Origin of the sequence: Nocardioides endophyticus, assembly GCF_039543845.1 — a bacterium.
Classification (GTDB): Bacteria; Actinomycetota; Actinomycetes; order Propionibacteriales; family Nocardioidaceae; genus Nocardioides; species Nocardioides endophyticus.
This window is the reverse complement of the sequence record NZ_BAABKN010000015.1, coordinates 242,129-268,805: the sequence shown is the minus strand read 5'-3', so window position 1 is coordinate 268,805 and position 26,677 is coordinate 242,129. Positions and strand designations below refer to the sequence as shown.

Genomic DNA, 26,677 nt, shown 5'->3' with positions numbered 1-26,677 from the left:
AGGAAAAAGATTACCCGGGCGCTCTACACCGGTCAAAACGCGGCGGAGCGGCGCTCAGTGCGCGGCAAGCACCCTTCCCTCCCCCACGACCGGCTCGGGGTCGTGCGCTCGGCGCATGCGTTCGTAGACGGCGAGCGCCAAGGCGACGCCGACGATCGTGAGGACGCCTCCGATGACCAGCGTATAGCGGGCGCCGAGGTGCTGGCCGACCCACCCGATGATGGGCGAGCCGATCGGCGTACCGCCCATCACGATCGTCATGTAGAGCGCCATCACCCGACCTCGGATCGCCGGCGCCGACTCGAGCTGCATGGTGGCGTTGGCGGAGTTGAGCAGGGTCAGGGTGCAGAACCCGATCACCGGGCAGAAGAGCACGAACGCGACGTACGACGGCATCAGGCCTGCAACGATCTCGGCCAGCCCGAACGCGACGGCCGCGATCACCAGGAGCCGGAGCCGGACGCGCACCCGCCGGGCCGCCATCAGGGCGCCGGTCAGCGAGCCGACCGCCATCACCGACCCGAGCACGCCGTACTCCGTCGCGCCCTTGTCGAAGACCTCCGTGGCCATCAGCGCGGACGTGATCTGGAAGTTCATGCCGAAGGTGCCCGCGAAGAACACCATGATCAGGATCATCACCATCTTGGGCTGGCTGCGGACGTAGCGGACGCCCTCGACCAGCGCCCCCGGCGTGCGGCCGCGCAGCTCCGGGGAGTGCAGGAGCGCGACGTTCATCCGCTGCAGTTGCCAGATCACCGCGGCGTACGACGCGGCGTTGACCAGGATGACCCAGCCGGTCGCCTGGGCACCTCCCCCGAGCGCGCCGATCATCAGGCCGGCGACGGCCGGACCGAGGATGCGCGCAGCGTTGAAGGCCGCGGAGTTGAGGCCGACGGCGTTGGTGAGCTCGTCCTGGCCGACCATCTCGGAGACGAACGCCTGGCGGGCCGGCCCGTCGAACGCGGCGCCGATCCCGAAGAGGAAGGCGATCAGGTAGACGTGCCACGTCTGCGCGACGCCGGTGACGGCGATGACGCCCAGCACCAGGGAGGCCAGCGCCATCGTGAGCTGGGTGACCTGGAGCAGTCGACGCTTCGGGAACCGGTCGGCGATCACCCCGGCGTACGGCGAGAGCAGGAGGATGGGGAGGAACTGGAGCCCGGTCGTGATGCCCAGCTCGGTGCCGCTGTTGCCCGGCAGGTGCAGCACCAGCCAGTCCTGCGCCACCCGCTGCATCCACGTGCCGGTGTTCGACACGACGCTACCGGCCAGGTACAGCCGGTAGTTGGGGTTGCGGAGGGCGCGGAACGTGGGGCTCATACGGTGTCGGTTCAGTCCTTCTGGGCTAGGCGGTCGAGGATGGGGGCGGCCTGGCGGAGCACGGCACGCTCGTCGGGCGTCAGCTCGCGCAACCGCTGAGCCAGCCAGGCGTCGCGGCGAGCCCGGTCGGCGAGGACGCGGTCGCGACCCTGCTCGGAGAGCTCGACGACGACCTGCCTGCGGTCGGACTCGTGGGGTCGCTTGACGACGTCCCCGCTCTCTTCGAGGCAGTTGACGGTGCGCGTCATCGACGGCGGCTGCACGTTCTCGGCGGACGCGAGCTCGCCGACGGCCAGCGCACCGCGACGGGCCAGGACGCCGAGCACGCCCATCTGGTTGAGGCTCAGCTCGTTGTCGGGGTGCCGCTCGCTCGCGAGACGTCGGCGCAGCCGCATGACACCGAGGCGCAGCTCGGCGGCGAGCCCGGCGTCGGTGCGGGCGACCTTCTCCACGGTAGGCATGTCGTTAGCATAAGTCATTACCTGTGCTAACTATTCCTGGGTCGTCAAAGTGCCGAGTCGGCGCAAAGTGACACCGAGGTGGGTCACTTTGCGCCGACTCGCGGGTCAACTGGCGCCGACTCGGCGTCCTAGGTGAGCCAGCTGGTGATCGGGTTGATGAAGAAGTAGACGAGGAACAGCACCGAGACCAGCCACATGAGTGGATGGAGCGAGGCGACCTTGCCGCGGACCAGCTTGATGAAGACGTAGGTGATGAAGCCGGCACCGATGCCGGCGGTGATGGAGTACGTGAACGGCATCAGCACGATCGTCAGGAACGCCGGGATGGCGACCTCCAGGTCGTCCCAGTCGATGCCCTTGACCTGCTGCATCATCAGGAAGCCGACCAGGACAAGCGCGGGGACCGCGGCCTCGGACGGAATGATCGCGACCAGCGGCGCCACGAAGACCGACAGCAGGAACAGCACGCCGGTCACGACCGAGGCGAGGCCGGTGCGGGCGCCCTCGCCGACACCGGACGCTGACTCGATGTACGACGTGTTGGACGAGACGCCGGCGGCACCGCCTGCCGCCGCGGCGACCGAGTCCACGATCAGGATCCGCTGGGTATTCGGCGGCGTGCCGTCCTCCTGGAGAAGGCCGGCCTCGGCTCCGATGGCGGTCATCGTGCCCATCGTGTCGAAGAAGTCCGCGAGCAGGAGGGTGAACACGAACAGCAGCGCGGTCACGACGCCGGCGTTCTCGAAGGAGCCGAGGAGGCTGAACTCGCCGACCGTGCCGAAGTCAGGGGTGTCGAAGACCTTGTCCGGCCACGCAGGAGTGGTCAGGCTCCATCGCTTCGGATCACCGATCGCCTCGACGACGATGGCGAGCAGGGTGGTCGCGACGATCGAGATCAGGATCGCGCCCTTGACCTTGCGCACCCACAGGCCGATCACGAGCAGCAGGCCGACGGCGAAGACGAGCACGGGCCAGCCCGAGAGCTGACCGGTCGCGCCGAGCTGGACCGGGACGGTGGTGTTGGCGGCGTCCGGGATCCGGTGCACGAAGCCGGCGTCGACGAAGCCGATCAGGGCGATGAAGAGGCCGATGCCGACCGAGATCGCCACCTTGAGCTGGGCAGGCACCGCGTGGAAGACGGCTTCGCGGAACCCCGTGAGCACCAGGACCAGGATCACCAGTCCCTCGATGACCACCAACCCCATCGCGTCGGCCCAGGTCATCTGGCTGGCGATCGAGAACGCCACGAACGCGTTGAGGCCGAGGCCGGTCGCGAGGGCGAGCGGGTAGTTGGCGACGACGCCCATCAGGATCGTCATCACGCCGGCGACCAGCGAGGTGCCGGCAGCGATCATCGCGAGGTTGGGCACGGTGCCGCCGCCGAGGAGCTGCCCCTCGGAGTCGGTCGCGAAGCCGAGGATGAGCGGGTTGAGCACGATGATGTAGGCCATCGTGAAGAAGGTGACGAGGCCGCCACGCACCTCGCGGCCCACCGTGGAGCCGCGTTCGGTGATCTTGAAGTACCGGTCGATACCGCCCGAGACGGCGGTGCGCTGGTTGCTCACGGCGTACACCATTCCACGCCCGCTGACGGGTCGACTAGCGTGTCTCGCGTGGAGTACGACGAGGGTCAACCGCTGCAGCACGAGATCGGCAACCGCACCTATTTCGTCGCCGACGTCGAGCCGCTGGACGTCGACGGCGTACGCACCGTCGAGGTCGGGACGGCGCTGTGGTTCGTCGCGTTCCTCGGGCTGCTGCCGTTCTACGGGCGTCTCGACGACTCGGGCCGCGTGTGGTGGCTCTGGACCTGCATGGCCGGCGTCGGTCTCGGCCTGATCGGGCTCGAGTACTGCCGGCGCAAGCGCCGCGCCCGCACCGAGCAGGCGGCCGAGCTCGAAGCCCTCGAGGGCTAGCTCAGGATCTCGACCTCGTCGACGGTCAGCGTGTCGAAGACCGGCACCGGCGGGGGCAGCGGCTCGTGCTTCTTGGCCAGCCGCACCTCGGAGTGCGCGCCGCAGCCGTGGTCGAACGACACGATCCGGCCGTCGTCGTTGGCGTCGCCGTTGGCGCAGACGCCGAACATCTCCGACAGCGGCCCGGCGATGCGGATCAGGAAGCCGCAGGTCGTGCACTGGTCCGGGGCCGAGCGGGCGATCGGGGCTTCGGGCCCGCCGTCGCCGTCGTACCACCGCTGCGCGGCGAGCTCGCGACCCTCCGGTGCCAGCGTGCGCACCCGGCCGAGGCCGAGGTCCTGGGCGACGGCGCGGATCTGCGCCTTGTCGTCGGAGTCGAGCGGGTCGTCGCCGTAGGAGTACGTCGGGACCAGGCGCGGGTCGTCGTCGGCGACCGGCAGCAGGTCGCCGGGCGACAGGTCGCCGGGCTTGATCCGCTCGCGGTAGGGCACCCAGGACGGGGCGACGATGGCGCCCTCGCCCGGGACCAGCACGATCTCGTCGACTGTGACGTCCTTGCTGCGGCTCGCGCGGGCCACGGTCACCGACCACTGCCACCCCACGTAGCCGGGGCGCTCGCAGGCGAACAGGTGGGTGACCACTCGCTCACCTTCGACCGCGTAGCCGAGGTGGTCGCCGACGTCGCCGGCGCCGACCTCCTCGATGAGGGCGGCGCGGGCCAGATCGACCGCCGCCACGGTGGCGGAGTCGGACTTGGGGCGCGCGATCGTTATCACAGACGAAATCATGACGTATCGGCCCCATGCCTGTCAGGTCGGGGCTCGGTCGACCGGGCAGGATGGGTGCCATGAGCACGCCGCCTCCGGACTCGTCGACCGACGAGCAGCGCTGGCGGGACCCGCATCCGAAGGGTGGTCCCGCGTCGGGCTGGAGCACCTCGGGTCCCGGTGGCAAGGTCGCCCGCGGGCTCGGGGCGACGGCGCGCGGCGCCAGCCGAGCCGGACGGTTCACCATGCGCCAGGCCAAGCGCGCGGCCGAGGCGCAGGGGGCCGGTGAGTCCGGTCTCTCCCGGCTGATCCAGATGCACTTCTTCAACACCGCAGGCGACGCCGCGGTGGCGATCTCGCTCGCGGGCACCCTCTTCTTCACGGTGCCGTCGGGCGAGGCGCGCGGACAGGTCGCCCTCTTCCTCGGCCTGACGATGCTGCCGTTCGCGATCGTGGCGCCGCTGATCGGACCGTTCCTCGATCGCTTCGCCCACGGTCGCCGCTGGGCGATCGGCGCCACGATGGCGATCCGGGCCTTCCTGGTCTGGGTGCTCGCCGGGGCCGTCGTCACCGACTCGCCCTGGCTCTTCCCGTCCGCCCTCGGCGTACTCGTCGCGTCCAAGGCGTACGGCGTCACGCGCGCGGCCGCCGTACCCCGGCTCCTCCCCCGCGAGTTCACCCTGGTCAAGGCCAACGGCCGGGTGTCGATGTCGGGCATCGTCGGCGTCGCCGTGTCGGCGCCGATCGCCGGACTCGCCTCGCTGGCCGGACCCGAGTGGGTGCTGCGCTACGCCTTCCTGCTGTTCGTGGCGGCGACGATCGCGGCGGTCCGGCTGCCGTCGCGGGTCGACTCCAGCGAGGGCGAGGGCGACCTGCTGCTGCGCGGCGGCGAGGAGCGCGCCCGTCAGGGCAGCGTCCGGATCCCGCCCGCGGTCGCCTACGCGCTGCGGGCCAACTGCGGGCCGCGGTGGATGTCGGGCTTCCTGATCATGTTCATGGCGTTCCAGCTCCGCGAGAACCCGATCGGCGACTGGAGCCCCGAGGTGCTGACCGCGATCGTGGTCGGCGCCGCGGCGACCGGCAACTTCCTCGGGGTGATCGCCGCCTCGATGCTCAAACGGATCAACCCCGCGGTGACCGTGTCGGCCGTCCTGGTCGCCGACGTCGCGGTCGTGGTGTTCGGGCTGGTCTTCTACGGCGTCCTGGCGCTCGCCCTGCTCGGCCTCGTGGCAGGGCTGGGTCAGGCGCTCGCGAAGTTCTCGCTCGACGCGACGATCCAGCGCGACGTGCCCCACCGGGTGCAGGCCAGCGCCTTCGCCCGCAGCGACACGACGCTCCAGCTGGCCTGGGTGATCGGTGGCTTCATCGGCATCGTGATGCCGATCGACCCGCCGCGCCTCGGGCTCGGCGTCGCTACCGCGGCACTCGTCGCCTGGTCGGCGTTCGTGCTGATCCGCCGCCCGGCCAAGCAGGCCCGTGACGTCTCGACAGGAAACTGACCGGGTCTCGACACGCCGGCCGCGACTTCGTTCCTCAGTCGCGCGGCTTGCTCGACCACCATCAGCTGATCCGCTGGCGCGTCTCAGCTCTCCAGCTCGTCGGCGACGGCGCGCAGGAGGGCAGCGACCGGCTTGGCGGCCTTGCCGTCGGGCTGGCGTCCGTGGCGGTAGGCCTCGCCGACGCCGTCCAGCAGGCGGATCAGGTCCTCGACGATCGTGGCCATCTCGTCGGGCTTCTTGCGCTTGGCGTCGCGCTGGTTGCGCGAGACCGACGCCGGCCGGTCGAGGACCTTCACCTGGAGCGCCTGGTCACCCTTACGGCCCTGGGCGATCCCGAACTCGACACGGGTGCCGGCCTTGAGCGCCGTGGTGCCCTCGGGCAGCGCCTCGGCACGCACGTAGACGTCGGGCCCGTCCTCCTGCGACAGGAACCCGAATCCCTTGTCGTTGTCGTACCACTTCACCTTGCCAGTGGGCACGGATCTGACCTCTTCTTGCTTGCTGGGCTGCTCGGACCGGCCACGCCGGACGGCACAGCCTATAGCGCCTCGTTCATGGATCCCGAACGAAATCCGCGGGGGTCGACCGCGGCCTCGGTGAAGCCGGCAGCGCGTACGCCGTCGAGGAGGTCGGCCTCGACCGCCGCGTCGAGTGGGAGCAGCCGGGCGTCGACCTCCACGGACGCCCGATCACCGAGGTCGCGCACCCGGAGGTCGACCAGTCCGGCTTCGGCGAGAACGGCCCGGGCCGCGACCTCGGCCTGCTCGACCCGGCCGAGCCGGCCGGGGGTGACCTCCACGCCGTACGCGATCCGTGACGAGAGGCAGGCGGCCGCCGGCTTGTCCCACGTCGGCAGGCCCCAGCGGCGAGAGGCAGCGCGGACCTGCTCCTTGGTGAGGCCGGCGTCGCTGAGCGGGGTGATGGCGTCGCGCTCCGCGGCAGCCCGGATGCCAGGCCGGAATCCGGCGAGCACGTCGTCGGCGTTGGTCCCGGTCGCGACGTGGGCCAGCCCGCGGCCCGCGGCGATCGGGGTGAGGACGTCGAGCAGCTCGGCCTTGCAGAAGTAGCAGCGGTCACCGGCGTTGGCGCGGTAGCCCTCGCGCTCCATCTCGTGGGTCTCGGGCGTCAGCACGTCGACGCCGAGACTCGCCGCGAACTCGCGCGCCGGGTCGCGCTCCGCCATCGGCAGCGAGTGGGAGTAGCCGGTGGCAGCAGCGACGTTGTCGGCGCCGAGGGCGCGGACCGCGGCCGCCAGCAGGAACGCGCTGTCGGCGCCGCCGCTGTAGGCGACGAGGACCGATCCGCGCTCACGCAGGTCGGCCTCGAGAGCCGCGAGGCGCAGGTCCAGCAGGTGCTCGTCGAGCCAGGCCGGGAAGTCTGCGAGGTCGTCGAGCACGACGTGGGTGCCGGCCGCGAGCAGCTCCTCGCGGGTGCAGCCGCCCGTGAGCACCGAGACACTGATCGCGTCCGCGGCGAGCGCGCCCTCGACGTCGTGCACGTGGTCGCCGACGTAGATCGAGGCTCCCTCGCGGCGCAGCGCGTCGGCCTTGCCGACGCCCCACACCCAGCCCTCGAGGTGGTCGACGTCGAACGCCAGGTGGTCGAGGTGCAGCTGGGCATTGGGGGCGTACTTGCCGGTGACCACGACGACCCGGCCACCATGGCGGCGTACGGCGGCGAGGGCGTCGTGTGCGCCGTCGAAGGCGGGCGTGCCCGCGATCGCGTGGTCGGGGTAGAGCGCGCGGAACCGGTCACCGGCGGCCGGGATCGCCTCAGCCGGGAGGTAGGGCTCGAGCAGCAGGTCGAGCGGCGGCCCGAGCTTGGCCGTCATCTCCTCGGCCGGGAACTCCACTCCGAGCTCCGCGCCCAGCACCGCGAGCACGTCACGGAACCCGGGCCCGGTGTTGATCAGCGTCATGTCGAGGTCGAACCCGACCACCAGCTGATCTGCCATGCCCTCAGCCTAGGAGGTCGGCACCAACCGCGTTCGGCGGCGTCGTACGACGAGAAGCGCGGCGCCGGCGAGTGCGAGCGTTCCCAGCGTCACCTCCTGCCAATGCCACGCCACCCAACCCTGCCGAGCTCCCAGCAGCCGTCCGACCATCCCTCGCGGTTCACCCGACAGCGCGTCGGTCGCCCAGATCCCGCAGCTGGCCGCGAGCGCCGGGTCCGCCACGATCATCGGGGACCCGTCGTTGTGGCGGACGACCACATCGTCGTCACCCTGCGCCGACGAGGTCACCGGATCAGACCCTGACCACGAGATCGGACACAGGTCATCCGGCGTCGGGAGCTCACGCACGACCGACCCGCTCTCGAGCGAGAACAGCGTCGCCGACCTGTCGGCGAACCGCTCGGTCCTCAACGCGATGGTGCGACCATCGGGCGAGACCGAGCCGGACCACTGCCCGGACAGCGCGCCGGTGGTGCCCGGGAGATCGAGGTCGACGCGGCGCACCTCCTCGCCCCTCACCGTCGTGATGACGACCGTGGCCCAGCGGGCACTGCCGCGGTCGTCGGCGTTGCCGTCGACCCACACCAGATCCCCGCCCGGCGTCCAGCCGGCGGGGAACGCGGTCTGGCCAGGGGTATTCGGCGACCGCACGGGCCTGGTGGAGTCGCCGCCACCGATGAGCAGACCGCGGACGTCCTCGTCGTCGCGGTCGATGCCCGAGACGAAGACCCGGTCCCCGGCGGGCGACATGTAGGCGGGCATCTGTTGGCTCACCCAGTAGCGACCCCACGGCTCCGTCTCGCCGTCGATGTACGAGCCATCGCCGACATCGGCAGCCACCTCGGCGCGACCGGTGACGAGGTCTCGCAGCACGAACCGGTCGATCTGCTCGAAGTACCCCAGCTTCGTGCCGTCCGCGGACACCGCGAGTGGGAACCCGATGGCCTCGCCCTGGTCCAGGGTCCATACCCGACCCGTCGCCGAGACGACCCGGACCGATCCATCGTCCGTCTCCAGAATCCCTGCGACCGGCCCGGGCCTGTCCGGAAGCTCGCGGTCGAGCCACGGCTCGTCGACCCGGGCCGGATAACCCCGCACGCCGGGTCTCTCGCCGTCGGCCGGGGCGGGGTCGAGCGTCCGGGGCAGCCAGGACACGGCGCTCGCCACCAGGGCGAGGATTGCGAGTGCTCCGGCAACGACGCCGATCCGGTGCCGAGTACGACGCCGGGCGCCTGCCGACCAGGCGGCGCGGGCGTCAGGTACGACGTACGCCGGGACGTCGGCGACCAGCTCGTCGAGCCGCTCGCGCAGGTCATGCGTCATGAGCGCGCCTCCTCGGTCAGCTCAGCGAGCAGGTCGGGCGCGAGGGCGCGCAACCGGTCGAGTGCCGCGCGGGTCTGGGACTTGACGGTGTTGGGCGAGCAGCCGAGCACGGCCGCCGCCTGGACCTCGGTCAGGTCCTCGTAGAAGCGCAGCGACAGCACCGCGCGCTGCCTGGGCGTCAGGCGGGCGAGTGCTTCGCGCAGCACCAACCGGCGCTCGACGTCCGGGCCAGTACTGCCGATCTCGGGATGGCTGTCGGTGACCACCTCGGGAGGCCGGACGCTGCGGCGGCGCCAGCGGTCGATGGCCAGGTGGTGCATCACCTTGCGGGCGTAGGCGTCCGTTGTCCCGGACCGGGCGATCCGCCGCCAGTGCTGGGCCACCCGCGCCAGGGTGTCCTGCACGAGGTCCTCGGCGAGGTGGACGTCACCGGTGAGGAGGTACGCCGTACGGGCGAGCGCGCCGCCGCGCGCGTGCACCCACGCCTCGAAGTCCTCCACACCACCATTCACGCAGGCGCGGGCCGGTTCGGGTGGGGGTTCAGCCGAGGCCGAGCGACTTCGCCGTCTCCTCGCGCATCTCCACCTTGCGGATCTTCCCGGTCACGGTCATCGGGAACTCCTCCACGACCAGCACGTAGCGCGGGATCTTGTAGTGCGCGAGCTTGCCGGTCGCATACTCGCGGACGGCGGCGGCGTCGAGGGGCTCGGCGCCGGCGCGCATCTTGATCCAGGCGCACAGCTCCTCGCCGTACTTCTCGTCGGGGACGCCGATCACCTGGACGTCCTCGATGTCGGGGTGGGCGTAGAGGAACTCCTCGATCTCGCGCGGGTAGACGTTCTCGCCGCCGCGGATGACCATGTCCTTGATCCGGCCGACGATGTTGCAGTAGCCGTCCTCGCGCATCTCGGCGAGGTCGCCGGTGTGCATCCAGCCGTCGGCGTCGATGGCCTCAGCGGTCTTGTCCGGGTCCTCCCAGTAGCCCAGCATCACCGAGTAGCCGCGGGTGCAGAACTCCCCCGGTTGACCGCGTTCGACGGTCTCGCCGGTCACCGGGTCGACCACCTTGATCTCGACGTGCGGATGGACCCGCCCGATCGTCGCCGTACGGCGCTCGAGGTCGTCGTCCGACCTCGTCTGGCAGGAGACGGGCGACGTCTCCGTCATGCCGTAGGCGATGGAGACCTCGGCCATGTGCATGTCGTTGACGCAGTGCTTCATCACCTCGACCGGGCAGATCGAGCCGGCCATGATCCCGGTGCGCAGGCTCGAGAGATCGTGGTCGGCGAAGGTCGGATGGTGCTGCATCGCGATGAACATGGTCGGTACGCCGTACACACCGGTGCAGCGCTCCTCGGCGATCGCACGCAACGTGATCTCGGGGTCGAAGCCGGGCGCCGGGATCACCATCGTGGTGCCGTGCGAGGTGCAGCCGAGGTTGGCCATCACCATGCCGAAGCAGTGGTAGAAGGGCACCGGGATGCAGAGCCGGTCCTCGGGTCCGAGATGGATCAGCTCGGTCGTGAAGTAGCCGTTGTTGAGGATGTTGCGGTGGCTCAGCGTCGCGCCCTTGGGACGTCCGGTCGTGCCCGACGTGTACTGGATGTTGATCGGGTCGCTGGGCGACAGCGTCGCCATCCGCTCCGCCAGCGCTCCCTCGGGCAGCTGTGCACCGCTGGCCACGAGATCGACCCAGTCGTCGGTGTCGAGGTAGACCGCGCGCTGCAGGGTCGGGCACTCGCCTGCGGTGGCCTCGACCATCTGCCGGTACTCGCTGGTCTTGAACCGGGTCGCGGCCACCAGCAGCCTCATCCCGGACTGGTTGACGGCGTACGCGAACTCGTGAGTCCGGTAGGCCGGGTTGACGTTGACCAGGACGAGACCGGCCTTGGCCGCGGCGTACTGCGTGAGGGTCCACTCCGCGCAGTTCGGCGCCCAGATGCCGACCCGGTCGCCCTTCTCGAGGCCGGCCGCGAGGAAGCCGCGCGCGACGGCGTCGACGTCGCGGTCGAGCTCCGCCCAGGTCCAGCGACGGCCGGACGCGAACTCGACCAGCGCCTCGCGGTCGGCGTACGTCGCGGCGGTGCGGGCGAAGTTCGCCCCGATGGTCTCCTCTAACAGCGGCGGCTCGAGCTCGCCCTTGGCGTACGACTCCATGTCCTCGAACCTACGCCGACGAACGTTGGATCAACGTTGCGTGCGGAAGACCTGGTACTGGACGCCGTTGGCGTACGTCGTGGACTCGACGAGCTCCAGACTCACCTTGTCCTCGGCGTCGTCGGGGAAGGGACCGCGACCGCTGCCGAGGATGACCGGGAAGACCATGAGCCGCATCTCGTCGACGAGACCCGCCTTGAGGAGGCCCTGCGTCAGCAGCATGCTGCCCTGCACGAAGATCGGGCCGCCCTCGGTCTCCTTGAGCGCCGCGACGTCGTCGAGCGAGGAGAGCACCGAGGTGTTGTGCCACTGCGGGTCGGCGACCGTGCTGGAGACGACGTACTTGGGCATCGCGTTCCAGCCGGCGAAGTAGTCCATCGCGGGCCAGACCTCGGAGAACGCATCGTACGAGCGGCCACCCATCAGGAAGGCGGTCGCCTCCTCCTGCTCCTGGCCCTTGCGCTCGTACGACGCCGGATCGGCCTCGACGTCCATCGTCCAGCCGCTGTGCCGGTAGCCCTGCTCGCCGCCGGGAGCCTCGGCGACGCCGTCGAGGGAGACGAAGTGGGTGGTGATCAGGGGGCGCATCAGCCCGTGCTCTCCGCCAGTCCGGTCAGCGCCGCCAGCGCCTTGGGGGTGTCACCGGTGACCATCGGCCCGACGTCCTCGGCGCCGGGGCCTTCGACGGTCGTGCGGACCAGCACCTCGGCCCCGCTGTCGGTCGCGCTCACCTGGTGGTCGATGCGGATCACCAGGTCGCCGATGGTCAGCCGGTCCAGGAAGCGGGCGCCGGGCTCCACGATCTCGAGCACGAACGGTGCCTCGATCCCGCCCACGAGCGACATCGTGCCGGCGGCGCCCTCCGCGAAGTGGCCCTCCAGCGCGACCCGCTCGACGGCCGGGTCCCACGCGTGCCAGCTGCCGACGTCGCTCCACAGCGCCCACACGTCGGCGGGGCTCGCGGTCGTGGTCACGGAGAGCTCGTACTCGAAGGTCATGAGCGCAATCTAGCCCGCTCTACCCCTCGCGTACGACGGTCATCTCGCGGTCGCCGAAGCGGACGTGGTCACCGTCGACCAGGGTCGCGGCCTTGCCCGCCGGGAGGCCGCGCGGCACGCCCTGACGGACCAGGAAGGAGCCGTTGGTCGAGCCTCTGTCCATCACGACGAGCGCGCCGTCCGCAGCGATCTGGAACTGCGCGTGCGTCTTCGACAGCGACATGTCGGACGAGGGCAGCTGGACCAGGTGCTGCACCTGCTCGCCGTGGCGCCCCTCCGGGCGGCGGCCGACCAGGGCGAGGCCCTCGACGAGGAAGGACTCCCCCGTGTCGAAGCGGACGCGCCAAGGTGACCGGGCGGCCCGGGCGGCGTGTGCCCCGCCGACAGACGCATCCGGGTCGGCGTCGGGGCGAGGCTCGGGCACGAGGGGGTAGCCGAGCTGCTGCCGCGACGAGGCCGGCGGGGGTGGTGGTGGCGACGGGGCGATCGCCACGGCGGCGTGCCGCGCCGGCTGGGGCTGGGTCGGTGGCTGTGGCGGACCGGCCGGCGGGGGCGAGCTGGGCCTGCGGGCACGGGCCGGCGAGCTGACGGGCTCGGGCGCGGGCGCCGGAACCAGACGGAGAGCAGTCAGGTTGACGACGTGGCGCGGCCCGGATTCCTCCTCGGGCAGCTCCTCGACCACGGGGCGGACGTCGACCACGACGGAGTGCGCGACGTGGTCGTGCCACCCCCGGCGGCGGCCATCGACATCCATCACGGCGGTCCAGGCCAAGGTGGCGACACCGAGGCCGAGGGTGGGCAGCGCGGCGACACCCAGGATCAGCTGGCGCAGCAGCGCGTCGCGGACCCCGATCGGCGTACCGCTGCCCTCCCGGACACTGCTGTCACGGACCACTCGGATCGCGGAGATGCCCATGCCCGGCGAGGTGCCGGTGAGGCCCAGGACCACCGCGAACACCGCACCGACCAGGACGACCACGCCGATGATCGCGACCACGCCCGCCCAGACGTTGCCGGGCTCGATGAGCAGTTGGAAGATCATCACCGCGGCAGCCGCGTCGAGGCTCCAGGCAATCGCCCGGTCGATGGCGAAGGCGTAGAAGCGCCGGTCCAGGTCGGCGACCGGCGTCAAGGGGACGGTCTCGCCGGTCACGCGTCGATGACCTCGATGCTCACGCCGTCACCGAGGTCGACGACAGCCCCGGGGACCAGCTGGACCGTGACGCCGGGTCGCAGGTCCTCCGGCGGCAGGCCGGGCTGGACGACGACCGAGCCGTTGGTCGAGCCGAGGTCGGTGGCGACCGCGCAGCCGTGGTCGGCCCCGGATCCCGGCCGCACCTCCAGGTGGGTCGAGGACACCTCCTGGTGCGGGCTCGCGACCGCGACCAGGCGCGGCTCTCCCTCGGTGACGATGCGGCTCGCCTCGGGCGCCCGACCGACCAGGATGGAGCGGTCGACATCGACGGTCTCGCCGTCGGGCAGCAGCAGTCGCGCGACCGGTCGGGCGGTGACCGGCGGCGGCTGGCTCTCGATCCCGGGCGGCAGCCCGAGCAGGTCGACGGGGGCGGTCTGCGGGCCGCGGGTGAGGCCGTCGTGGTCCCGACTCTCCGGGACCGAGACCTCGTCGAGGGCCGGCGGGTGCTCGGCGCTGCCGAGCCGGACCAGCCCGCCGTCGATCACCCCGTCGAGGTGGTCGTTGTCGGTCTCGTCGGTCACCTCGATCCGGACCCGGGCCACGCCGGAGACCGACCGTTCGACCCAGATGGTGCCCTCGTCACCCTCCACGTGCACGACCTCGTCGCGGGTCGCCAGGTGGACGCGAGCCGCTCCACGGATCACGACCCGGGTCTCGGCGTGCTGCTCGCTCACCAGCACGAATCCCGGCAGCTCACGCAGGCCGGCCGAGATCAGGGCGTCGAGGGTCTCGTCGAAGCCGGCACCGTCGTCGACCAGCTCCCACAGTCGCGCGACGCGATCCTTCTCGGTCGGCGGCAGTACGACGGTCGCGTTCGGGCCGAAGATCCCGAACCACTCGCCGCTGCGGAATGACCACGCGAGTCCCGGCGCCGCACTCACCGGCGTACCTCCCGTGCTCGGCCCGGTAGCGTGGGAGGGATGTCCGCGACGGCGTACCGCACCCTCGCCGACCAGCTCCGCGGCTGGCCGGTCGAACGGCTGTCCCGTCTGCTCCACCTGCGCCCCGATCTCGCCACTCCGGCCCCTCACGACTCCGGCCAGCTCGCCTCGCGGGCGGCCACCCGGTCCTCTGTCCTACGCGCGCTCGACCAGCTGAACCGGTTCGAGCTCTGTGTCCTTGATGCCCTCGTCGTGGTGGGTCAAACCAGCGCCGACGAGCTGGTGGACGTGGTCCACGGCGACGGCGCTTCCGTGCACACCGCGCTCGAGCGGCTGCTCGACCTGGCGCTGGCGTGGGAGAGCCCACAGGGCGTGCGCCCGCTGACCACGGTGGCCGAGGCCCTGACGCCGGGGTCCCCCGGCGTCAGCGGGCTGCGCCCGGTCTCGGCCGATCCGTTGACCGCCGACGAGGTCGCTGCCCGGCTCGAGGTCATCTCGCCGGCGGCCCGGGGACTCCTCGAGCACGTCCTCGACGCCGGTGGCGCCGCGACCAGCGGATCCGCCCGGCACACCGTGCTTCCCGGAGAGGCGACCACCCCGGCCGAGGAGCTGCTGGCGCACCGCCTGCTGGTCCCGCGCAGCGGCGGCTCCGTGGTGCTCCCGGGTGAGGTCGGGATGGCCCTGCGTGGCGGCCACACCACGGCGGCCGCCGTCGACGTCCCGCCCGCGCTCGCCACCTCGGAGCGTCGGCAGGCCATGGTCGACCGGGCGGCCGCGGGCGCGGCCTTCGAGGCCGCGCACCGGGTGGAGCTGCTGCTCGACCAGTGGGGCACCAACCCGCCCGCGGCCCTGCGCAGCGGCGGTCTCGGCGTCCGGGACCTGCGCACCCTTGCGACCGACCTCCACGTCGACGAGCCCACCGCCGCCCTCCTGGTCGAGGTCGCCTCGGCCGCGGGGCTGCTGTCCACCGCCGCCGGACCCAACGGCGACGCGCGCTGGATCCCGACCGACGCCTTCGACGCCTGGACGGCACTGCCGACCGCCGAGCGCTGGCTCGCGTTGGCGACCGCGTGGCTGGACAGCCCCCGACTGCCTGGCCTGGTCGGCTCCCGCGACCCCGCGGGCAAGACCTGGAACGCGCTCGTCCCTGAGCTGTCCGGGGTCCACCAGGTGGAGACCCGCCTGCTCACCCTCGGCGTGCTGAGCGGTCTCGAGCCCGACACGGTGCTCGCCTCGGGGACCGGCGTCCCGTCACTGCGGCAGCACGTCGAGTGGCTCCGACCGCGCCGCCCCCGCACCCGCGCGGACCAGGTCGTGTGGGCGGTCGAGGAGGGCACCTCGCTCGGCCTCCTGGCGCTGGGCGGCCTGTCGACGTACGCCCGGACCCTGCTCGCCGGCGACCGCAACGGCGCGACGACCGGCCTCACCGAGCTGCTTCCCGCGCCCGTCGACCACGTGCTGCTCCAGGCAGACCTGACCGCGGTGGCGCCCGGTCCGTTGGAGTCGCAGCTGGCGCGGCAGCTGCAGCTGGTCGCCGACGTCGAGTCACGCGGCGGCGCGACCGTCTACCGGTTCACGCCCGGGTCCGTACGCCGAGCACTCGACACCGGCTGGTCAGCGGTCGAGGTGCACGACTTCATCGGGTCGGTCTCGCGCACGCCGGTGCCGCAGCCGCTCACCTACCTGGTCGACGACACCGCCCGGACGTTCGGGTCGGTGCGAGTCGGCCACGCCGAGGCGTTCCTGCGCGCCGACGACGAGGCGGCTCTGGTCGAGCTCCTGCACCACCCGAAGGCCGCGACCCTTGGACTGCGCCGCCTGGCCCCGACTGTCCTGATCAGCACCACGCCGATCGACGTACTCCTCCCGCGCCTGCGTGACCTCGGCGTCGCCCCCGTCGTCGAGTCCCCCGACGGCACCGTCCACGTCGCCCGGCCCGACGTGCTCCGGGCGCGCACCCCGAAGGAGCACCGCGGTCGCGCGCAGCGGGCCGTCCGGGAGACCGCGCACACCAGCCAGGTCGTCAGCGCCATCCGCGCCGGCGACCGGGCCGAGTCCACGCGACCCACCGTGGCCATCGACCGGCTCACCCCGACCGGCTCGATGACCGCGCTTCGCGAGGCGATCGAGACCGGCGCGACGATCGTCATCGGGTACGTCGACAACCAGGGCGCCAGCAGCGACCGGGTCGTGGACCCGATGTCGCTCGACGGCGGCAGCCTCACGGCACACGACCACCGCAGCGACGACGTGCGGACCTTTGCGGTGCACCGGATCACCACGGTGCGCCCGCTCCCAGACGCTCCGTAAGATTGAATCGTGGACTTCATTCGGTATGCCGAGGCGGCGGCTGCCCTGCTGAACGCCGACCTCTCCGAGGTCGACGGCCTGCTCGCGTACCTCGACGACCGCCCGGGCTTGCGGGGACGCGCCGCCGACCGCGACTGCATGCTGCTGCGCAAGCTGCAGCGTGAGCTCCGCCCGGTCTTCGAAGCGGGCGAGGCCGGCGACGTCTCGGCCGTCGTGGCCGGCCTCAACGGGCTGCTCGCCCGGCACCCGATCACTCCGCAGATCTCCGACCACGACGCCCAGCACCTGCACCTGCACGTGTGGACCGGCTCGGGGAGCGTCGCCGAGCAGATCGTCGGCGAGTCCCTCCTGGGTGTCTCCACGCTGGTCTGCGACCTCGGCGCCGACCGGTTGGGGGTGTGCTCGTCGACGACGTGCACCAACGCGTTCGTCGACGCGTCGCCGAACCGGTCGCGGCGCTACTGCTCCGACCGCTGCTCGTCACGGGCCAACGTCGCGGCGTACCGCGCCCGCCGACGGGCGGCCGCGACCGCGTAGCGTCACCGCATGCGCGGACGGATCACGCACCACCCGAACTCGGACCGGTCGGCCCGCAAGGACTACTGGGGCGTCGTGCTCGACTCTCGCACGCCGGGCCGGCTCGCCCGCTTCTACGCCGAGCTGCTCGAGTGGGACATCGCGTCCGAGGAGGACGACTGGGTGACGCTGAGCCCACCCGACGGCGTCGCCTACCTCGCCTTCCACCTCAACGAGCAGCACATCGCGCCCGTCTGGCCGTCGTCGCTCTTCCAGCCCCAGCAGCAGCTGCACCTGGACTTCGAGGTGGAGGACCTCGAGGCTGCCGTGTCGCATGCCGTCGAGCTCGGCGCCAGGCCGGCGGAGCACCAGCCGCAGGACGACGTACGGGTGCTGCTCGACCCCGATGGTCATCCGTTCTGCCTCTACAGCTGAGGCCTTCGGCCGGTCCGTAGGCTGGGTCGGTGAATGACGGCCCCCTCATCGTCCAATCCGACAAGACGCTGCTGCTCGAGATCGACCACGAGCGCGCGGCGGACTGCCGCAAGGCGATCGCGCCGTTCGCCGAGCTCGAGCGCTCCCCCGAGCATGTCCACACCTACCGGTTGACGCCGCTCGGCCTCTGGAACGCCCGTGCCGCCGGCCACGACGCGGAGCAGGTCGTCGACACGCTGCTCGAGTACAGCCGGTACGCCGTACCGCACGCGCTGCTCGTCGACGTCGCCGAGACGATGGCCCGCTACGGGCGGCTGCGGCTCGAGAAGAACCCGATCCACGGGCTGGTCCTGGCCTCCACCGACCGCCCAGTGCTCGAGGAGGTGCTGCGCGCCAAGAAGATCGCCGGGATGCTTGGCGAGCGGATCGACGACGACACCGTCGTGGTGCACGCGTCCGAGCGCGGCAACCTCAAGCAGGCGCTGCTCAAGCTCGGCTGGCCGGCCGAGGACTTCGCGGGGTACGTCGACGGCGAGGCGCACCCGATCTTCCTCGACGAGACCGAGTGGCACCTGCGCAACTACCAGCGCGAGGCGGCCGAGTCCTTCTGGCACGGCGGGTCCGGGGTCGTCGTACTCCCCTGCGGCGCCGGCAAGACCCTGGTCGGCGCAGCCGCGATGGCCGAGGCGAAGGCCACCACGCTGATCCTCGTCACCAACACCGTCTCCGCGCGGCAGTGGAAGGACGAGCTGGTCCGCCGTACGTCTCTCACCGAGGACGAGATCGGCGAGTACTCGGGCTCCGTCAAGGAGGTCCGGCCGGTCACCATCGCGACATACCAGGTGCTGACGACGAAGCGGAAGGGCGTCTACTCGCACCTCGAGCTGCTCGACGCGCGCGACTGGGGCCTGATCGTGTACGACGAGGTGCACCTGCTCCCTGCGCCGATCTTCCGGATGACCGCCAACCTCCAGGCCCGCCGGCGCCTCGGACTCACCGCGACGCTCGTGCGCGAGGACGGCCGCGAGGGCGACGTCTTCTCGTTGATCGGGCCGAAGCGGTACGACGCCCCGTGGAAGGACATCGAGTCGCAGGGCTGGATCGCGCCGGCGGACTGCGTCGAGGTGCGGGTGACGCTGCCGTCCTCCGAGCGGCTGGCCTACGCGACCGCCGAGCCAGAGGAGCGCTACCGGCTCGCGGCGTGCACGCACCACAAGATCGACGTCGTCCGCGACCTCGTCGCGGCGCATCCCGGCCAGCCGACCCTGGTCATCGGGCAGTACATCGACCAGCTCGACGAGCTCGCTGCCGCCCTGGATGCTCCAGTCATCAAGGGCGAGACGCCGGTGAAGGAGAGGCAGCGTCTCTTCGACGCGTTCCGCTCCGGGGAGGTCGGCCTGTTGGTCGTCTCGAAGGTCGCGAACTTCTCCATCGACCTGCCCTCCGCCGAGGTCGCCATTCAGGTCTCCGGGTCCTTCGGGTCCCGCCAGGAGGAGGCCCAGCGCCTCGGCCGGCTCCTCCGACCGAAGTCCGAGGGCAAGTCCGCGCACTTCTACACGATCGTCTCCCGCGACACCGTCGACGCCGAGTTCGCCCAGAACCGGCAGCGGTTCCTCGCCGAGCAGGGCTACGCCTACCGGATCGTGGACGCGGAGGATCTGCCAGCCTGAGTCCGCCTCAGAGCCGTCGTATCCGGAGGCGTGGTCGGTCCGGGATCGAGCTCGCACTCGCATCGAGGTGAGGACGTGCCGGTCTCGAGGTCGTGAAAGATCCGGACGAGATCGGTCGTTGTCATGGCTGCTCCCGAGAGGGTCGGGCCTCAGGCGGCGTAGTCGAGCGCGATGCGGCCTGCGGTGGTCGAGCCTGTCGAGACCCCCGCAACCCAGACAGGGCCCTCCGGTGCGGAGGTCTCGACGACGCTCGCCGGAGCTCGCTGCTCGACCACCGAGATACCCCCGTTGTCAGCCAACGGCAGCCAAGCTCCATTCCAGGTTCTGCGTTGCACGAACGTTCGAACAACGCGAACGTCACGTCATCGCTGAGGGGCCGGCGAGGTGACGGCCCACGCGGCCCCCGGTGGTCGAGCCTGCCGAGATCCCCGCAACCCCGACAGGGCGCTCAGGTGCGGGGGCCTCGACGACGCTCGCCGGAGCTCGCTGCTCGACCACCGCCCTGCCTTCGCCGTGGTGGATTCGAGGCTCGGGCCTGACGGCCCTCACACCTCAACCACCGAGACGATGCACTCCCGAGACGGGCGCGTCGTCGCTAGCCTGCGGGCATGAGCGACGACCAGATCATGTTCACGCTGGACGAGTCCGAGCAGGTCACCCACTGGTACAACATCGTGGCCGACCTCCCTACGCCGCCGCCCCCGCCGTTGCACCCGGGCACGCGGGAGCCGGTCGGGCCGGACGACCTGGCGCCGCTGTTCCCGATCGAGCTGATCATGCAGGAGGTGACCGGAGAGCGGTACGTCGAGATCCCGGGGCCGGTGCTCGACGTCTACAAGCAGTACCGGCCGAGCCCGCTCTACCGCGCCCGCCGCTGGGAGCAGAAGCTGGGCACGCCGGCCCGGATCTACTACAAGTACGAGGGCGTCTCGCCGGCCGGCTCCCACAAGACCAACACCGCGATCCCGCAGGTCTACTACAACTCCCTGCACGGGATTCGGCGGCTGACGACCGAGACCGGCGCCGGTCAGTGGGGCACGGCCCTGTCGTACGCCGCCGCGCTCTTCGACGTCGAGTGCGAGGTGTGGCAGGTGGGCGCGTCGTACGACACGAAGCCCCAGCGCCGCACGCTGATCGAGGTGTTCGGCGGCACCGTGCACCGCTCGCCGAGCCGGCTGACCGAGTCGGGCAAGGCGTTCCCCGAGGACCACCCGGGCTCACTGGGCATCGCGATCTCCGAGGCGGTCGAGGTGGCGGCCCAGGACGAGAGCAGCAAGTACGCCCTCGGCTCGGTGCTCAACCACGTGCTCCTGCACCAGACGGTGATCGGCGAGGAGGCGCTGCGTCAGCTCGCGAAGGCCGGCGAGTCGAGCGTCGACCTCGTGGTCGGCTGCGCAGGAGGCGGCTCCAACTTCGCCGGGCTGGCGTTCCCGTTCCTGCGCGAGAAGCTCGCCGGCAATCAGGACCCCACGATCCTCGCGGTCGAGCCGAGCTCGTGCCCGACGCTGACGCGCGGCGAGTACCGCTACGACTTCGGCGACACCGCCGGCCTCACCCCGCTGATGAAGATGTACACGCTCGGCCACGACTTCGTGCCGTCACCGATCCACGCGGGCGGCCTGCGCTACCACGGGATGGCGCCGCTGGTCTCCCACGCAGTGCACGAGGGGCTGATCGAGGCGACCGCGCTGCACCAGAGCGAGTGCTTCGAGGCGGGTCTCGAGTTCGCCCGCACCCAGGGCATCGTCGCGGCGCCCGAGTCCTCCCACGCTCTCGCCCAGGCGAGGCGGGAGGCACTGGCCGCCAAGGAGTCGGGCGAGGAGAAGGTCATCGTGATCGGGCTCTCCGGCCACGGTCTCCTCGAGCTGGGTGCGTACGACGCCTTCCTGAGCGGCCGGCTCGAGGACGACCCGCTCTCCGACGACGCACTGGCGACAGCGCTGGCCGGGGTGCCGATCGTCTAGGAGACGATCCGGACGGTACGCCGCACCGTCTGCTTGCCGATGTCGATCCGGAGCGTCAACGTCCGGGTCGCACCGGCCTCGTCGGACGGTCGGGTCGGGATCGAGATCACGACCTCGCGGCGGCCAGGGTCGATGACGTCGTACGTCATGGCGTGCGACTTCCACAGAGGCTTGCCCGGACGGACCGGCCCGACGTGCAGGTCGGTCCAGGACTGCGCGATGTCGGAGACCCGGACCGGCGTACCCGGACCGCGGACGACCTTGCCGGACACGGACAGGTCGAAGTCGACGGGCTTGTCGAGCCGGATCCGCCACCGCGCCGGACTGCCCGCGGGCACCTCTCGCGCGACGGCCCGGATGGCGACCTTCGGACGTGGGTCGTCATCGATGACCGCGAGCTCACCGAGGTAGCCGTCGGTCATCACGTTGCGGGTCGGCCAAGCGGTCACCTGGGTGACCAGCCGCCGGTAATCGGCGCGCTGGTCCGCGACGTACCCGACCGGGACCGATCCGCTCGTCTGTCCCGGTGCGAGGTCGACCGTGAAGCGCTGCACGTCGCCGCGTGCCTGCCCGACGGTGAGCACCGTGAAGCGGGCCGGAGAGGTGAGGGCTCCGGAGATCTGGAACGGCACGCGAGCGGTCTTCGCTCCGCCCATCCCCTCGGTGACTCGCACCCGCGAGAAGCTGACGGTGGGCAGGCGACGGTCGGGTACGGCGGCCAGGGCGGCCGGGGCCGAGGCCAGGTCGGCGACCCACACCCTGCCGCGCGAGCTTGCGGCAACCAGGTCGACCCGGGTGATCCGGGTGAGGTCGACGGCGGCGCCCGTCGGGTCGACCACCAGGGTCTGCGCCCAGAGCTTGCGGACGTCGGCCGTGGAGCCGAGACCGGGCAGACCGACACCACCGACCGGGTCGACCAGCGCGCCGGCGCCGTCGGCGTCCGTGATCCGGACCCGCACCGCCGTCGCGGACCGGCCGTCGACGATGGTGCGCAGCTCGAGGCGACGGCCGGTCAGGTCGAGCGGGCTGGCGAGCAGGAGCCCACCGGACTGGCCACTCGCCGTCCAGGCCATCTCGAAGAAGCTCCGTACCGGCAGCCTTTCGCCGTTCGTCGACCAGAGCGGGGCAGCCGCGGCCAGGGCAGCGCCGAGCCCGCACGAGGAGACCCGGCCGTCGTCGTACGTGCCGGCGCAGAAGCGCGTCTGGGCACCATCGGCCAGCGACAGCGCCGTCGTGGTCGACGGGACGCGCACGACCCGGCCGCCACCGATCGCGTGGCTCAGCGTCTGGGCATCACCCTGCGACGCGACCCGCGCCCGCGAGCCGTCGAAGAGCGGCAACACGGACTGGTCGCCGGCAGCGAAGAGGTGCACGGCGCCGGCGACGTACGCCGTCCCGATGGCCCGCTGCTCGGCGGCAGTGAGGCGCCGGGGGTCGGCCGAGCCGCAGGTCTGGCCGGCCTCGCCGGGCCAGTCGTCGCTCGCGGGCGACACGGCGGTCTTCGGCGTCCACTCGGTGTTGAAGTAGTTGTGGTTGGCGCCCATCACCAAGACGCTGCTCTTCAGCGACGTGTCGCCGGGCGCGACGTCGCGGGCCGCATCGGTGAACTTCTGGCCCTGCAGGTCGCTGACGTCGCCGTCGCAGAACGGCAGCAGCGTGACGGTCGGGACGTACGGCGCGGTCTGCACCGCGAAGTCGGTCGGTGCGATGAGCACCTGCCCGACGATCCGGTACGGCGCGGTCAGGGGGATCCGGATGGAGGCCCGGTCGACGCCCTCGCCGCCACGGCTGTGGCCGACCAGGACGACGCGGGACAGGTCGACCTGGTGCTCCGCGGCCAGCCCGGCCCAGTGGTCCAGGTGCGCCTGCACGAGGCGGGCGCGAGCACCGGCGCCACCGTCGGGTGCGTCGAAGTCCTGGGCGTTGATGCCGTTGACCCGGATCGAGACGGTGGCGTAGCCCTGTGAGGCCAGCACCTGCTGGACGTAGTCGTAGCCCAGGTGGCTCGGCACCTCGCGGAACGGCGCCTTGCAGGGCCAGTTCTGGGACCACGCGTCCGCGTCGGCCGGGTCGTAGCAGGAGCCGTGGCGGCCGTGCATGAAGAGCACCAACGGCCGCGGGCCGGTGGGCGCCCCGGCGGCCGGCTCGACGACGTGGCCGACCATCTCGATCGGCGCGCGCATGCCGGGGACTGCCACCGGGGCCAGCGTGTAGTCGCTCGTGGCGACGGCGTACGACCCCGGAGTCGCCGGGTCGGTCGTCAACGTCTGCGTGCCGGGGAGGTCGAGCGCCGGCTCGAACGGGCCGGCGGCCCGGCGGGCGCGATCGCCGGCGACGGCGTCGAGCCGGACACCGGAGAGGCGTACGTCGAGCCGGGTGGGGTCGGGCCGGGTCGGCGCGTCGATCCGGGCTCGCACCGTGCGGCCGTCGCCCGCGATCGTCGACGTGCCGACCAGCCACCCCGCGGGGCCGACGACGGTCGGCCGGTCGGAGGTGACCGGCAGCCGGGTCGGCGACGTCCACGCGACGGCGTACTGCCCGGGCCCGAGCGTGCGGACCTGCCACTCCCCCCGGACGCTCGCGGCGGCCGGCGCCCGATCGGTCACGTGCGGTCGCGCCGCGGCCCCACCGATCCCGCTGGAGAGGACGGTGGCGGCGAGCACGAGCGCAGCCGAGGCGGCGATCCACCCGGAGGGACGAGGCATGCCTCGCATCATGCCGCCCGGTCGCCGCACGCGACGTCGAACGTGCCGTGCGCCGACCGCGGATTCGACACACCCGGTGGTCTGGTCCATACGGCAAAGGCTCAGCCGAACGGCGGACAGCCCGCGAGATCGATGCCACCTTCGAGGGATGAAGCTACGAATCCTGCTCGCGACGTTCGGTCTCCTGCTCGCTGGACTCGTCGCGACACCTGCCGTCGCCGACGTGACGCCGTCTGACGGCGTCGCCGCCAGCGCACGCGCCCACGCCTGCACGCGCACCTCCAGCGGCACCTGCATCCGGGGTGGCCAGTTCTGCCCCCAGAGCAAGTACGGCCGCAGCGGGTGGGACGCCAACGGCCGCCGCTACGTGTGCAAGGGCAACCGGACGCACCCGCACTGGATGCGCCCCTGAGCGACGGCACCGACGCCGTGCCCGAACGTCCACACATCGGCGAGGGTTCGGCCCTGGGACGGACGGCACCTAGGCTTGTCGCGTGAAGGTGCTGCTGCTCGAGAACATCCACCCGCTCGCCGTCGAGGTCCTCGAGGCGCGCGGCTTCGAGGTCGAGCTGCGGGCGGGATCACTGTCCGAGCAGGAGCTGCTCGAGGTGCTGCCCGGCGTGCAGCTGCTCGGGATCCGCTCCAACACCCACATCACCCAGGCCGTGCTCGACGGCGCCCCCGACCTGCTGGCGATCGGGTGCTTCTGCATCGGCACCAACCAGGTCGACCTGGTCGCCGCGGCCGATCGCGGGATCGCGGTGTTCAACGCGCCGTACTCCAACACGCGCAGCGTCGTCGAGCTCGTGATCGGCGAGATCATCGCGCTGGCCCGCCGGCTCACCGAGAAGACCCACAAGATGCACGACGGCGTCTGGGACAAGTCGGCCAACGGCAGCCACGAGGTGCGCGGCCGCACCCTCGGCATCGTCGGCTACGGCAACATCGGCACCCAGTTGTCCAACCTGGCCGAGGCGCTCGGCCTGCGGGTGATCTTCTTCGACACCGCCGACCGCCTCGCGCACGGCAACGCGCAGCGGATGAAGAGCCTCGACGAGCTGCTGGCCAAGGCCGACGTCGTCAGCCTCCACGTCGACGGCCGACCGGGCAACGCCGGCTTCTTCGGGCCGGAGCAGTTCGCGAAGATGAAGCCGCGCAGCCTCTTCATCAACGCCGCTCGCGGCATGGTGGTCGACAACGAGTCGCTGCGCGAGCACATCCTGTCCGGCCACATCGCCGGCGCGGCGCTCGACGTCTTCCCCGTCGAGCCGAAGGCGCAGGGCGACGAGTTCGAGTCGGTGCTCCGCGGCCTCCCCAACGTCATCCTCACCCCGCACGTCGGCGGCTCCACGCAGGAGGCGCAGGAGGAGATCGGCTACTTCGTCGCCGGCAAGCTCGCGGGCTTCTCGCTCGAGGGCCGCACCGAGCTGTCGGTCAACCTGCCCGCCGTACTGGCCCCGCAGCTGCAGGCCGGCCACCGGATCGGCTTCCTGCACGTCAACGTGCCGGGTGTCCTGGCCGGTGTGAACGGCGTGCTCGCCGACGCCGGCGCCAACGTCACCGGCCAGTACCTCTCCACCCGCGGGGAGCAGGGGTACGTCGTGACCGACACGCTCGATCCGCTCCCTGCCGACGCGCTCGCCAAGCTGACGCAGTCGGAGCACACCATCTGGCTGCGAACCTGGGACGCCTGATGCTCGGCGTGCGGGAGCGGCTCGGTAGCGAGCTGTTCGCGCGCGTCGCGGGTCCCGACGGCCTCAGGCACGCCGAGCGGATCCACGGCCGACCCGGACCCCGCTGGTTCGAGGCCGACAGCCCGATCACCCGCGTCCACGGCGACGCGTCGATGTTCATCGGCGGCATGCGGGCGCTGCTGCTGCAGAGCCTGCACCCCGCGGCCATGCGCGGGGTCGCGGACCACTCGGACTTCCGCCAGGACGCCTGGGGCCGGCTCGCCCGGACCAGCCGCTTCATCGCGGTCACGACCTTCGGGACGGCCGACGACGCCGAGCAGTCCGTGGCCGCCGTACGCAGCATCCACGAGCACATCGTCGGCACCATGCCCGACGGCACGGCGTACGCCGCCTCCGACCCGCACCTGCTCGGCTGGGTGCACGTCGCGGAGATCGACAGCTTCCTGCGGGCGCACACCGTCTACGGGCGGGAGCCGCTGACCGGCGCTGATCGAGACACCTACGTCGCCCAGACCGCCGAGGTCGCCCGCCGGCTCGGCGTCGTCGACCCGCCGACGACCGAGGCGGAGCTGAAGGCGAAGCTCGCGGCGTACCGGCCCGAGCTGCGCAGCACTCCCGAGGCCCGGGCCACCGTCAGCTATCTCCTGCTGCACCCGCCGCTGCCCGCGCTCGCGCGTGCGCCGTACGCCGTGATCGCGGCGGCCGCCGTCGGCCTGATGCCGCGATGGACCCGGCTGCCGCTGCGACTGCCGTGGCTGCCGGTCTCCGAGCGGACCGTGGTGCGCACCCTGGGCGGGGTCGCGACCGGCACCATCCGGTGGGCGATGACGCCGCGTGAGCGGGCTCACGGGTCTTGAGCCAAGCCTGAGGCGATCTTGGGGGGACCCTCAGCGGGGAGACTTAGGCTGGCAG

Annotated in this window: 25 protein-coding genes; 10 read left to right on the top strand and 15 right to left on the bottom strand. The window is 71.6% G+C overall.

Features of this window, described 5'->3' with window-relative positions; genetic code table 11:
- Positions 1-54 precede the first annotated feature (54 nt).
- From ABEA33_RS13795 to ABEA33_RS13785, 3 genes are all read right to left on the bottom strand, one after another.
- Positions 55-1,320 (bottom strand): MFS transporter, encoded by a 1,266-nt coding sequence (locus tag ABEA33_RS13795; protein ID WP_345527368.1) that lies wholly within the window; start codon positions 1,318-1,320, stop codon positions 55-57.
- Positions 1,321-1,331: 11 nt separating this feature from the next.
- Positions 1,332-1,781, bottom strand: coding sequence for a MarR family transcriptional regulator (locus ABEA33_RS13790; RefSeq protein WP_345527367.1), 450 nt, complete (start codon positions 1,779-1,781; stop codon positions 1,332-1,334).
- A 128-nt stretch (positions 1,782-1,909) separates the two neighbouring features.
- Positions 1,910-3,358 (bottom strand): NCS2 family permease, encoded by a 1,449-nt coding sequence (locus ABEA33_RS13785; protein WP_345527366.1) that lies wholly within the window; start codon positions 3,356-3,358, stop codon positions 1,910-1,912.
- 36 nt (positions 3,359-3,394) lie between these two features.
- On the opposite strand from ABEA33_RS13785, the gene ABEA33_RS13780 reads away from it, so the two are divergent.
- Positions 3,395-3,697 (top strand): DUF2530 domain-containing protein, encoded by a 303-nt coding sequence (locus ABEA33_RS13780; RefSeq protein WP_345527365.1) that lies wholly within the window; start codon positions 3,395-3,397, stop codon positions 3,695-3,697.
- Here ABEA33_RS13780 and ABEA33_RS13775 read toward each other — a convergent pair.
- The gene (locus ABEA33_RS13775) at positions 3,694-4,473 is read right to left on the bottom strand and encodes a DUF3027 domain-containing protein (protein WP_345527364.1); all 780 of its coding nucleotides are present in this window, start codon (positions 4,471-4,473) and stop codon (positions 3,694-3,696) included. The genes ABEA33_RS13780 and ABEA33_RS13775 overlap by 4 nt on opposite strands.
- Before the next feature lie 71 nt (positions 4,474-4,544).
- On the opposite strand from ABEA33_RS13775, the gene ABEA33_RS13770 reads away from it, so the two are divergent.
- The gene (locus ABEA33_RS13770; protein ID WP_345527363.1) at positions 4,545-5,963 is read left to right on the top strand and encodes an MFS transporter; all 1,419 of its coding nucleotides are present in this window, start codon (positions 4,545-4,547) and stop codon (positions 5,961-5,963) included.
- 83 nt (positions 5,964-6,046) lie between these two features.
- On the opposite strand, the gene ABEA33_RS13765 is transcribed toward ABEA33_RS13770, so the two are convergent.
- Genes ABEA33_RS13765 through ABEA33_RS13725 form a run of 9 tightly spaced genes read right to left on the bottom strand, consistent with a single transcriptional unit; the run spans position 6,047 to position 14,471 of the window.
- Positions 6,047-6,442 carry a cold-shock protein gene (locus tag ABEA33_RS13765; protein WP_345527362.1) on the bottom strand — a complete coding sequence of 132 codons (396 nt, stop codon included), beginning with the start codon at positions 6,440-6,442 and terminating at the stop codon, positions 6,047-6,049.
- Between the two features lie 59 nt (positions 6,443-6,501).
- Entirely contained in the window at positions 6,502-7,917 is a 1,416-nt protein-coding gene (larE, locus tag ABEA33_RS13760) for an ATP-dependent sacrificial sulfur transferase LarE (protein WP_345527361.1), read from the bottom strand.
- Between the two features lie 9 nt (positions 7,918-7,926).
- Positions 7,927-9,240, bottom strand: coding sequence for a hypothetical protein (locus tag ABEA33_RS13755; RefSeq protein WP_345527360.1), 1,314 nt, complete (start codon positions 9,238-9,240; stop codon positions 7,927-7,929).
- Positions 9,237-9,740, bottom strand: a complete 504-nt coding sequence (locus ABEA33_RS13750; RefSeq protein ID WP_345527359.1) for a SigE family RNA polymerase sigma factor — start codon at positions 9,738-9,740, stop codon at positions 9,237-9,239. Before ABEA33_RS13750 ends, ABEA33_RS13755 begins: the two co-directional genes overlap by 4 nt.
- A gap of 40 nt (positions 9,741-9,780) precedes the next feature.
- Positions 9,781-11,397: an AMP-binding protein gene (locus tag ABEA33_RS13745; RefSeq protein WP_345527358.1), complete on the bottom strand. Its 1,617-nt coding sequence runs from the start codon at positions 11,395-11,397 to the stop codon at positions 9,781-9,783.
- Positions 11,398-11,427: 30 nt separating this feature from the next.
- Positions 11,428-11,985: a dihydrofolate reductase family protein gene (locus ABEA33_RS13740; RefSeq protein WP_345527357.1), complete on the bottom strand. Its 558-nt coding sequence runs from the start codon at positions 11,983-11,985 to the stop codon at positions 11,428-11,430.
- A complete protein-coding gene (locus ABEA33_RS13735; protein WP_345527356.1) occupies positions 11,985-12,395 on the bottom strand; it encodes an SRPBCC family protein in 411 nt (136 codons plus the stop codon). Before ABEA33_RS13735 ends, ABEA33_RS13740 begins: the two co-directional genes overlap by 1 nt.
- 19 nt (positions 12,396-12,414) lie before the next feature.
- Positions 12,415-13,548: an RDD family protein gene (locus ABEA33_RS13730; protein WP_345527355.1), complete on the bottom strand. Its 1,134-nt coding sequence runs from the start codon at positions 13,546-13,548 to the stop codon at positions 12,415-12,417.
- A complete protein-coding gene (locus tag ABEA33_RS13725; RefSeq protein ID WP_345527354.1) occupies positions 13,545-14,471 on the bottom strand; it encodes an FHA domain-containing protein in 927 nt (308 codons plus the stop codon). The genes ABEA33_RS13730 and ABEA33_RS13725 overlap by 4 nt, the downstream gene beginning before the upstream one ends.
- A gap of 39 nt (positions 14,472-14,510) precedes the next feature.
- Between ABEA33_RS13725 and ABEA33_RS13720 the strand changes: the two genes are divergently transcribed.
- Genes ABEA33_RS13720 through ABEA33_RS13705 form a run of 4 tightly spaced genes read left to right on the top strand, consistent with a single transcriptional unit; the run spans position 14,511 to position 19,402 of the window.
- The gene (locus tag ABEA33_RS13720) at positions 14,511-16,781 is read left to right on the top strand and encodes a helicase-associated domain-containing protein (RefSeq protein WP_345527353.1); all 2,271 of its coding nucleotides are present in this window, start codon (positions 14,511-14,513) and stop codon (positions 16,779-16,781) included.
- Positions 16,782-16,790: 9 nt separating this feature from the next.
- Complete coding sequence (locus tag ABEA33_RS13715) at positions 16,791-17,318, top strand: CGNR zinc finger domain-containing protein (RefSeq protein ID WP_345527352.1); 528 nt, start codon at positions 16,791-16,793, stop codon at positions 17,316-17,318.
- Positions 17,319-17,327: 9 nt separating this feature from the next.
- On the top strand, positions 17,328-17,732 hold the full coding sequence (locus ABEA33_RS13710) for a VOC family protein (protein ID WP_345527351.1): 405 nt from the start codon (positions 17,328-17,330) through the stop codon (positions 17,730-17,732).
- A gap of 29 nt (positions 17,733-17,761) precedes the next feature.
- Complete coding sequence (locus ABEA33_RS13705; RefSeq protein ID WP_345527350.1) at positions 17,762-19,402, top strand: DNA repair helicase XPB; 1,641 nt, start codon at positions 17,762-17,764, stop codon at positions 19,400-19,402.
- Between the two features lie 149 nt (positions 19,403-19,551).
- Here ABEA33_RS13705 and ABEA33_RS13700 read toward each other — a convergent pair whose 3' ends face one another.
- Positions 19,552-19,701 (bottom strand): hypothetical protein, encoded by a 150-nt coding sequence (locus ABEA33_RS13700; RefSeq protein ID WP_345527348.1) that lies wholly within the window; start codon positions 19,699-19,701, stop codon positions 19,552-19,554.
- Positions 19,702-20,010: 309 nt separating this feature from the next.
- Here ABEA33_RS13700 and ABEA33_RS13695 point away from each other — a divergent pair, with 309 nt between their 5' ends.
- Complete coding sequence (locus ABEA33_RS13695) at positions 20,011-21,366, top strand: TrpB-like pyridoxal phosphate-dependent enzyme (protein ID WP_345527347.1); 1,356 nt, start codon at positions 20,011-20,013, stop codon at positions 21,364-21,366.
- Here ABEA33_RS13695 and ABEA33_RS13690 read toward each other — a convergent pair.
- Positions 21,363-24,071 (bottom strand): alpha/beta hydrolase, encoded by a 2,709-nt coding sequence (locus ABEA33_RS13690; protein WP_345527346.1) that lies wholly within the window; start codon positions 24,069-24,071, stop codon positions 21,363-21,365. The two genes, ABEA33_RS13695 and ABEA33_RS13690, sit on opposite strands and share 4 nt — an antisense overlap.
- Positions 24,072-24,219: 148 nt before the next feature.
- On the opposite strand from ABEA33_RS13690, the gene ABEA33_RS13685 reads away from it, so the two are divergent.
- The 3 genes from ABEA33_RS13685 (at position 24,220) to ABEA33_RS13675 (ending at position 26,622) form a co-directional block, all read left to right on the top strand.
- On the top strand, positions 24,220-24,483 hold the full coding sequence (locus ABEA33_RS13685) for a hypothetical protein (RefSeq protein ID WP_345527345.1): 264 nt from the start codon (positions 24,220-24,222) through the stop codon (positions 24,481-24,483).
- An 82-nt stretch (positions 24,484-24,565) separates the two neighbouring features.
- A complete protein-coding gene (serA, locus tag ABEA33_RS13680; RefSeq protein WP_345527344.1) occupies positions 24,566-25,765 on the top strand; it encodes a phosphoglycerate dehydrogenase in 1,200 nt (399 codons plus the stop codon).
- Positions 25,765-26,622: an oxygenase MpaB family protein gene (locus tag ABEA33_RS13675; protein ID WP_345527343.1), complete on the top strand. Its 858-nt coding sequence runs from the start codon at positions 25,765-25,767 to the stop codon at positions 26,620-26,622. The genes serA and ABEA33_RS13675 overlap by 1 nt, the downstream gene beginning before the upstream one ends.
- The last annotated feature ends 55 nt before the right edge of the window (positions 26,623-26,677 follow it).

What these genes read in the sequence shown, in the direction of transcription:
- ABEA33_RS13790 (WP_345527367.1), bottom strand. Translation starts at nt 1,781, where the DNA reads ATGCCTACCGTGGAGAAGGTCGCCCGCACCGACGCCGGGCTCGCCGCC.
- ABEA33_RS13740 (WP_345527357.1), bottom strand. Translation starts at nt 11,985, where the DNA reads ATGCGCCCCCTGATCACCACCCACTTCGTCTCCCTCGACGGCGTCGCC.
- larE (WP_345527361.1), bottom strand. Translation starts at nt 7,917, where the DNA reads ATGGCAGATCAGCTGGTGGTCGGGTTCGACCTCGACATGACGCTGATC.
- ABEA33_RS13710 (WP_345527351.1), top strand. Translation starts at nt 17,328, where the DNA reads ATGCGCGGACGGATCACGCACCACCCGAACTCGGACCGGTCGGCCCGC.
- ABEA33_RS13785 (WP_345527366.1), bottom strand. Translation starts at nt 3,358, where the DNA reads ATGGTGTACGCCGTGAGCAACCAGCGCACCGCCGTCTCGGGCGGTATC.
- ABEA33_RS13695 (WP_345527347.1), top strand. Translation starts at nt 20,011, where the DNA reads ATGAGCGACGACCAGATCATGTTCACGCTGGACGAGTCCGAGCAGGTC.
- ABEA33_RS13795 (WP_345527368.1), bottom strand. Translation starts at nt 1,320, where the DNA reads ATGAGCCCCACGTTCCGCGCCCTCCGCAACCCCAACTACCGGCTGTAC.
- ABEA33_RS13720 (WP_345527353.1), top strand. Translation starts at nt 14,511, where the DNA reads ATGTCCGCGACGGCGTACCGCACCCTCGCCGACCAGCTCCGCGGCTGG.
- ABEA33_RS13675 (WP_345527343.1), top strand. Translation starts at nt 25,765, where the DNA reads ATGCTCGGCGTGCGGGAGCGGCTCGGTAGCGAGCTGTTCGCGCGCGTC.
- ABEA33_RS13735 (WP_345527356.1), bottom strand. Translation starts at nt 12,395, where the DNA reads ATGACCTTCGAGTACGAGCTCTCCGTGACCACGACCGCGAGCCCCGCC.
- ABEA33_RS13690 (WP_345527346.1), bottom strand. Translation starts at nt 24,071, where the DNA reads ATGCCTCGTCCCTCCGGGTGGATCGCCGCCTCGGCTGCGCTCGTGCTC.
- ABEA33_RS13755 (WP_345527360.1), bottom strand. Translation starts at nt 9,240, where the DNA reads ATGACGCATGACCTGCGCGAGCGGCTCGACGAGCTGGTCGCCGACGTC.
- ABEA33_RS13770 (WP_345527363.1), top strand. Translation starts at nt 4,545, where the DNA reads ATGAGCACGCCGCCTCCGGACTCGTCGACCGACGAGCAGCGCTGGCGG.
- ABEA33_RS13685 (WP_345527345.1), top strand. Translation starts at nt 24,220, where the DNA reads ATGAAGCTACGAATCCTGCTCGCGACGTTCGGTCTCCTGCTCGCTGGA.
- ABEA33_RS13745 (WP_345527358.1), bottom strand. Translation starts at nt 11,397, where the DNA reads ATGGAGTCGTACGCCAAGGGCGAGCTCGAGCCGCCGCTGTTAGAGGAG.